At 46.9% G+C, this 7,063-nt stretch carries 3 protein-coding genes; all 3 read right to left on the bottom strand.

The features are described from left to right. Positions 1-280 precede the first annotated feature (280 nt). Positions 281-2,521, bottom strand: coding sequence for a GH92 family glycosyl hydrolase (locus AAC033_RS17665; protein WP_339740573.1), 2,241 nt, complete (start codon positions 2,519-2,521; stop codon positions 281-283). 97 nt (positions 2,522-2,618) lie between these two features. Further along, positions 2,619-4,196, bottom strand: a complete 1,578-nt coding sequence (locus AAC033_RS17660) for a RagB/SusD family nutrient uptake outer membrane protein (protein ID WP_339740571.1) — start codon at positions 4,194-4,196, stop codon at positions 2,619-2,621. A 26-nt stretch (positions 4,197-4,222) separates the two neighbouring features. After that, on the bottom strand, positions 4,223-7,063 hold a 2,841-nt coding region (locus AAC033_RS17655; protein ID WP_339740569.1), incomplete at its 5' end, for a TonB-dependent receptor.

Below are 7,063 nucleotides of genomic sequence, written 5' to 3'. Positions count from 1 at the left end.
CCGAATCGGTACCCATCAGGGTATTCACATAATCAACCGGTTGCAGCTCCTGTGCGTTGACCTGCAAGGCCGAAACGCTAAAAAGCAGGGCAAATAAAATAGCTAATTTTCTCATGGTTATATCAAAAATTTAGAATAATGACCGCAACTTAAAAACTGTTCGGTTCATCATTTGGTTTAGGTACGATTTTGTACGTTCTATGAACTAATAAAATCAGCCGATAAAAAATACTCACCGGCTGATTGCTATTTCTTTCTTTATGCAGTCGAATTCATTCGTTTAGTAGGCTGAAGATGGCCGCGCTGACGGCGCCGCACCAAAGTTTCGGTTGGGCTCCGGTCCCATCACAAATTTCAGGCTGCCACCATTAACAATGTCCTCGTGCGAAATGTACGAACGCTCATGGGATTCGCCATTCAACTCAACAGATTGAATATAAATGTTTTCAGCGCTGTTATTTTCCGTTTGAATGGTAAAGGTTTTGCCTTCGGGAAGGGCAATTTCCGCTTGGTCAAACAACGGACTGCCAAACACATAGTAGCCATTGGCCGGGTTGACCGGGTAAAATCCCATGGACGAAAGAATATACCAGGCCGACATTTGCCCACAGTCTTCGTTACCACTCAGGCCATCGGGTTGATCGGAATATAAGGTATTGCAAATTTCACGCACTTTCTCTGCCGTTTTCCATTGCTGCCCCACATAGGCATATAGATAAGTAATGTGGTGACTGGGTTCGTTACCATGGGCGTATTGTCCGATCAGTCCGGAAATGTCAGCCGAAGCGCCTTCCACCTTTATCGACTCAATGGAGAACAAACTATCCAGCTTGGTGATAAACGCTTCCTCGCTTCCAAACAGTTCAACCAATCCTTCCACATTGTGCGGCACCAGCCAAGTGTACTGCCAGGCGTTTCCTTCGCAATAGTCGTCTTCGCGGTGTTGCGAATAGAAGGGATTGAACGGAGTTCGCCAGCTGCCATCCGACATTTTGCCCCGCATAAATTCCCGGCTCTCATCAAAATAATGCTGGTAATATTTAGCCCGTTTGGCGAACAGCTCAAAGTCTTCGGTTTTGCCCATCGCTTTGGCCATAGCCGCAATGCACCAGTCGTCGATAGCATATTCCATTGCACGGGCTACCGACTCCACCTGGCTGTCGGCCGGAATGTATTCAATTTCCTTGATGAAATCAAGGCCCCGCTCATCGCGCATGGCAAACGCCTTAACTGCCTCAAAGGCCAGTTCAGCATCAAAGCCATCAAAGCCTTTCAGGTAAGCGTCGACAATGACCGGAACAGCGTGGTAGCCCACCATCGTGTTGGTTTCGTTGCCCATCAGGTGCCACACGGGTAACTTACCCTGCTCCTGATAAATGGCCAACATCGAATTCACAAAATCATTGACCCGCTCAGGTTGAACCAGTGTAAATAAGGGATGCGCCGCCCGGTAAGTGTCCCACAGCGAAAAAGTGGTGTAGGTTTCAAAACCCGGATTTTGGTGAACTTCGCGATCGGCTCCGCGGTAATCGCCATTCACATCATTAAACAGCGATGGCGCAATCATGGTGTGATACAGGGCTGTGTAGAATATTTTTTTGTCCGTTTCATTTTCTGTTTCAATGTTAATTTTGGCCAGTTCACGGTTCCACTGCTGCTGCGCTTTTGCCTTCACGGCTTCAAAATCCCAGTGGTTAATTTCGCTAACCAAGTTGTTGGCCGCACCATCCATGCTGACCGGTGAAATGGCTGTTTTGGCCAGCAATTCGCCTGCGCCTTCAAACTCTATGATGGCTGTAGCTACACCACGTTCATCTGATGAATGAATGATTTCAAAACGCTTGATTTCTTTTGAAAATTCGGTATTGAAAAATACCCGCTGATCGTTGGCCCAACCTCGTGAAAAGCGGAATCCCCGAATACTGGTTTCATCCACCTGCTCGATTAAGCCGCTGGTTAACTGGTCCCATCCGGTTCCGTAGCGCAGGTCAATAATTACTTTGGAGTTGTCACCCTCTTCAAAGTCGTATTTATGAAAGCCAACCCGCTCCGAGGTGGTCAGCTCAACATCAACCTGGTGCCGATCGATATAAATGCTGTAATAGCCCGGCTCCACCACTTCTTTGGCATGGGTGTATGATGATTTCCAATCGTAAGGATTTTCGGGATCAGACTCATGCGTGTAACTGCCGGCAACAGGCATGAACAGCACATCGCCCAAATCGCCAATTCCGGTTCCGCTGAGGTGCGTGTGGGCAAAACCAATCAAGATGGAATCAGAGTAGTGGTATCCCGAGCACCAGTCCCAACCCTGGGTTTCGTTGTTTGGCCCCAATTGTACGGCTCCGAATGGCACACTGGCACCAACAAAAACATGTCCGTGCCCTCCAGATCCGATGTATGGATCTACAAAATCAATTTTTTCTTTCTCCGTTGTTGTTTTCTGCTGCGAGCATCCAATCCATCCGGCGACAGCCGTAAAAAGCAACAGGAAGCCTGCGCTCAGTTTTAATGTTGTCATGTTTATTCAGGGTTTGATTTTCGGACCTAAAATTACCTTTAAAAATAAGCACCGCCAAGAGTTTTGGCGGTGCTTGCTGTTCAATTACAAAAAAAGATTAATATCCTGTGTTTTGAGTCAAGTTCGGATTACGCTGTCTTTCATTTTCAGAAATTGGGAAAAGCAGATGTGATTCCTGGAAGGTTTTGTCCCAAACGGTGGTGTGACCCACTACATTTTCAAAACTAACCTCGCCTTTGTTTGTCTCTGAAGTAACCGGAAACATGCGTGTACGCTGAACATCAGACCAGATCCTATACTCCAGCGCCAGTTCGCGCAAGCGTTCTTTCCAAACTTCTTCAACAAAATCATCAACCGACAAGCCCGTCAGTTCAGCAACAATCGCACTACGATCGGTTTGCCAGTATCCACGGGCGCGAACATCCGCCAGATAACCAATGGCTTCGCTGGTCACGCCTTCTGATTGAGCAATGGCTTCAGCAGCAATCAGCAGCACTTCGGCATAGCGGTAGACGACCATATCCTTATTGTTTTGCCCCGTTTCGAAAAGTGCTTCGTCATTATGCCAGAGATAGGGCGAAGTCTCAAAGGTCTTCGTGATTTCTTCGCCCTCATCCATGTAGGTTAAGCTTGAATGGAAATACTGTTTTTCCTGAACGCGTAAATCATTCGCTTCATCGTAAATCCACAAGAACTCTGGCATCGGTTTATAGGCATTGTTGGTAATCGAATATTGAAAAATCCCCCAGGCCGTGGCGCTGTTCGGGTAGGACAGAGCGGGCTGCCAATAATTTTCAGAAATACTGGCATCGTATTCTATGGAATAAATGTACTCCGATTCAGTGTCCGAATTGCGAATCACATTGTAGGCACTTAGCTCTTCGGTGGCACCATGTTCGATGAGTGAGAAATTGCCACTGCTAATGATGGACTTTGCAGCTGTTGCAGCTTCAGCGTACTTGTCATCCTGAACCGGGAAGCCACTCATATTCAAATAAACATCAGCCAACACAGCTGCAGCAGTGGCTTTCGAAATACGAAAGCCATTCTCTGGCATTGGAATATTGGCCAAGCCTCCTTGATCTACGGCAAATTTCAAATCCTCCACAATCTGTCCATAAACTTGTGCCGCCGGAGTCCGCTCAACGTACAAATCCTCCAACGAAGAATATGCTTCCATAATTAAGGGAACATCGCCAAAGGTTTTCACCAGGTAGAAATAGTTGAAGGCACGAAAAAAACGGGCTTCAGCCAATAACTGGTTAATCTCGTCCGAGGTCAGATTGGGAGTATCCGGAATTTTGGCAATGGCCAGGTTCGCTCTCGAGATTGCCAGGTAGCAAGCATCCCACGATCCATCGAAATAACCAGCCAGGTTATTTCCGTTCAGTGTCAGATTCTGGCTGTGTTGTACGTGAACTTCTTGTCCTTTATAGTCGTTGTCGAACAAGCCCGACATGTATCCGCCCAACATGGCACGGCTTCCTGCGTAAACTCCAGCACTATAAAATGTTGGCGCTCCACTTCGATACAAAATATTCACCGCATTGTAGGCATGAGAAGGATAACTGAAAAACTGGTCCACACTCATTTCGCTTCGGGGTTCTTCCGCAAGAAAATCATCGCATGAGGAAAGAACCGCGAGAGCCATTATAATGATTAGTATTCTTTTCATAATGTTTTGCTGTTTAAATTCTCTGATTAAAATTTAACGTTGACACCAAATGTAACCGTAGTTGGCTTTGGATACTGGAAGAAGAAAATATTCTGCCCCCACTGATCGCCACCCCAAGATGTTGCTTCCGGATCATATCCTTTGAAGTCGTCGGAGTGAAGCACAAACAAGTTGTCAACACTGGTGAAAACACGGCACGATTTCAAGCCGGTACGGGCCAGAAAACTACCATCAAACGTGTATCCGAGCGAAATCAAGTTTCCTCTCAGGTAAGATCCGTCAACCACCCAATGGTCATCGACTTCAGAATTTTGTCCATTTAATGGTGCATTCCGGATCTGCTGAACCATGGTATTTTGATTCGATTCGGTCCAACCGTCGTAAAGAATCGTAGTTAATCCGTTGGCATAGCCAGTACGGTCTTCGGTGGAGTGGAAAAATTGCTGCATAATTTCAACGCCCAAGGTAAATTGCAGGTCAACCATCAAGTCGAAGTTTTTGTAGTTAAACCGGTTGATAAAGCTCCCAGTAAGATCAGGCAACCCTTTACCAATAATTTCCCGTTCGGCACTACGTTTGGCAACACCCGGAACAGCGCCAACAGCAGCAGCCTCGGCCGCTTCATCGGTACCCCAGGTTCCCAAACGGCGGTATCCGTAGAACGAGCTCAGCGATTCGCCAACACGCAAGATTGTTTGGCTACCTGAAACCCACCATGGCCCGGGAAAAATATCTTCATCATTTTCTCCCAGCTCTTCAATTTGGTTTTTGTTATAATTCAGGTTCAGGGTCGATTCCCAATTGAAATCGCTGGTAGCAACGTTTTGAGTCGTCAACAAAAAGTCAATCCCCTGGTTGGAGACGGAGCCAATATTATCGGTAACCGAAGTGAAACCGGTAGAGTGTGGCACCGGACGCCCGAGCAATAAGTCAGTTGTCAATTTGTAATAATAGTCCATTTCCAGGCTTACCCGCTGGTTGAGCATGGTTAGGTTGAAACCAACGTCAAATTGCGACGTCTTCTCCCATTCCAGGTCGGGGTTCGGCAGGCGGGTCACCACACTATAGTTTTCGCGAGCGCCATTCAACAAGACAGTTCCGCCGGAAATAGTCGCCAGCGATCGGTACGTCGAAAGCTCGGTGTTACCGGTAATACCATAACTTGCCCTCAACTTCAGGTAATCAATCAAGGAGGAATTGCTCATGAAATCTTCGTTTGAAACCACCCATCCCAATCCTCCGGAAGGGAAATACCCATATTTGTTATTCTCTCCAAAGCGCGAAGAACCGTCGGCGCGAGCGGTAACCGTTGCCAGGTATTTGTCTTTGTAAGAGTATCCAAAACGGAAAAAGTAGGAATTCATCGCCCACCGTTCGTAGTATGAACCAGGAGCTGAAGGATTGCTGGCAGCGCCTACGTTATTATATTTGAAGAAATCGTCAGAAAATCCCGATACGTTGATGGTATTTTGCCGGTAAACCCGCTCCTGCCAGCTCATCCCCAACACGGAGTTGATGCGATGATCATCAATGGATTTATTAAAAGACAGGTAAGTTTCTTCTTGCCAGTAAAGGCTTTCATAATCGTTCACGTTGGCCCATGCATTTGGATAAGAAATATTCAGCAAATCTTTCGGGCTGTATTCTTTGTTTTGGCGGATGTGATTATCCAGACCAATTTGGGTTTTCAAATCCAGGCCTGGTAGAATATGGAAATTCAAAAAGGCGTTTCCAAAAAACTGGGTGCGGTTTCTTAAACGTTCCTGTGTGGTTAGCACGTGGACCGGGTTGGCCATTCCTTCCAACGGAAAATTTGTGGTGCTTGACGTATTGGCCCAGCTACCGTCAGGAAACTTAACAGGCAAAATGGGTACGGCTTCAATCATCGAGCGACGCGGCATCTGGTGCCCACCACCCTCTTCTACTTCATTCTCCCAGGTTTTATTTATCAGCATGTTAATACCAAAGTCCATCCAGTCGGTTGGTTTGGCATCATAGGCAATTTTCGCATTCACCCGCTTCATCCACGAGCTCAGCATAATCCCCTGTGTCTCAGTATAGTTCAAGAAAGCACCAACAGACGACTTTTCATTTCCCTGCTGAATGCTTAGCTGATGGTTGTGCGAAACGGCAGTACGTGTCGCTTCTTCCTGCCAGTCGGTGTCATACAATGGTTTCCCGTTAGAATCGAACAGGCGTGGGTCGGTAAAATCAATGGTAGGTTCTTCACCCGGATCGTAATCGCGGTATTTTGGCGCGTTTTCATACCCCCGCTTAATTACTTCCAACCACTCTTCAGAGTTCATCACGTCCATTTTCTTACGGATTTTTCCGACACTAACATAACCGTCATAACCAACAACCATTTCTCCGGTTTTAGCACCGCGCCTGGTGGTAACCAAGATAACACCGTTGGCTCCGCGCGCCCCATAAATCGCTGCAGAAGAAGCGTCTTTCAGCACTTCAATCCGTTCAATATCGTTCGGGTTTACCAGGTGAAAATCTTCCATCACCACACCATCGACCACATAAAGCGGATTGGTACTGGTTGTAATGGAGTTCACACCACGAATAATCACCCGGGTGCTTCCGGTTGGAGAACCTGAGTTGGAAAATATATTCACACCGGCAACTTTACCTTTCATTCCCTGGAGGGCATTGAATGAGGGACGCTCCAAAATATCGGCCGCATCAACAACGCCCACCGAACCAGTAACATCCGACTTACGCTGGGTACCATATCCAATAGCCACAACTTCTTCCAGACCAATGACATCTTCTCCTAAAGTTACACTGATTGAACTCCGCCCATTGACTTCAACTTCCTGGGTTTGCATCCCCACAAAAGAAAACACCAACACGGCATC

The organism is uncultured Sunxiuqinia sp., from assembly GCF_963974515.1.
Lineage (GTDB): Bacteria > Bacteroidota > Bacteroidia > Bacteroidales > Prolixibacteraceae > Sunxiuqinia.
This window is presented reverse-complemented; position numbering and strand designations above follow the sequence as displayed.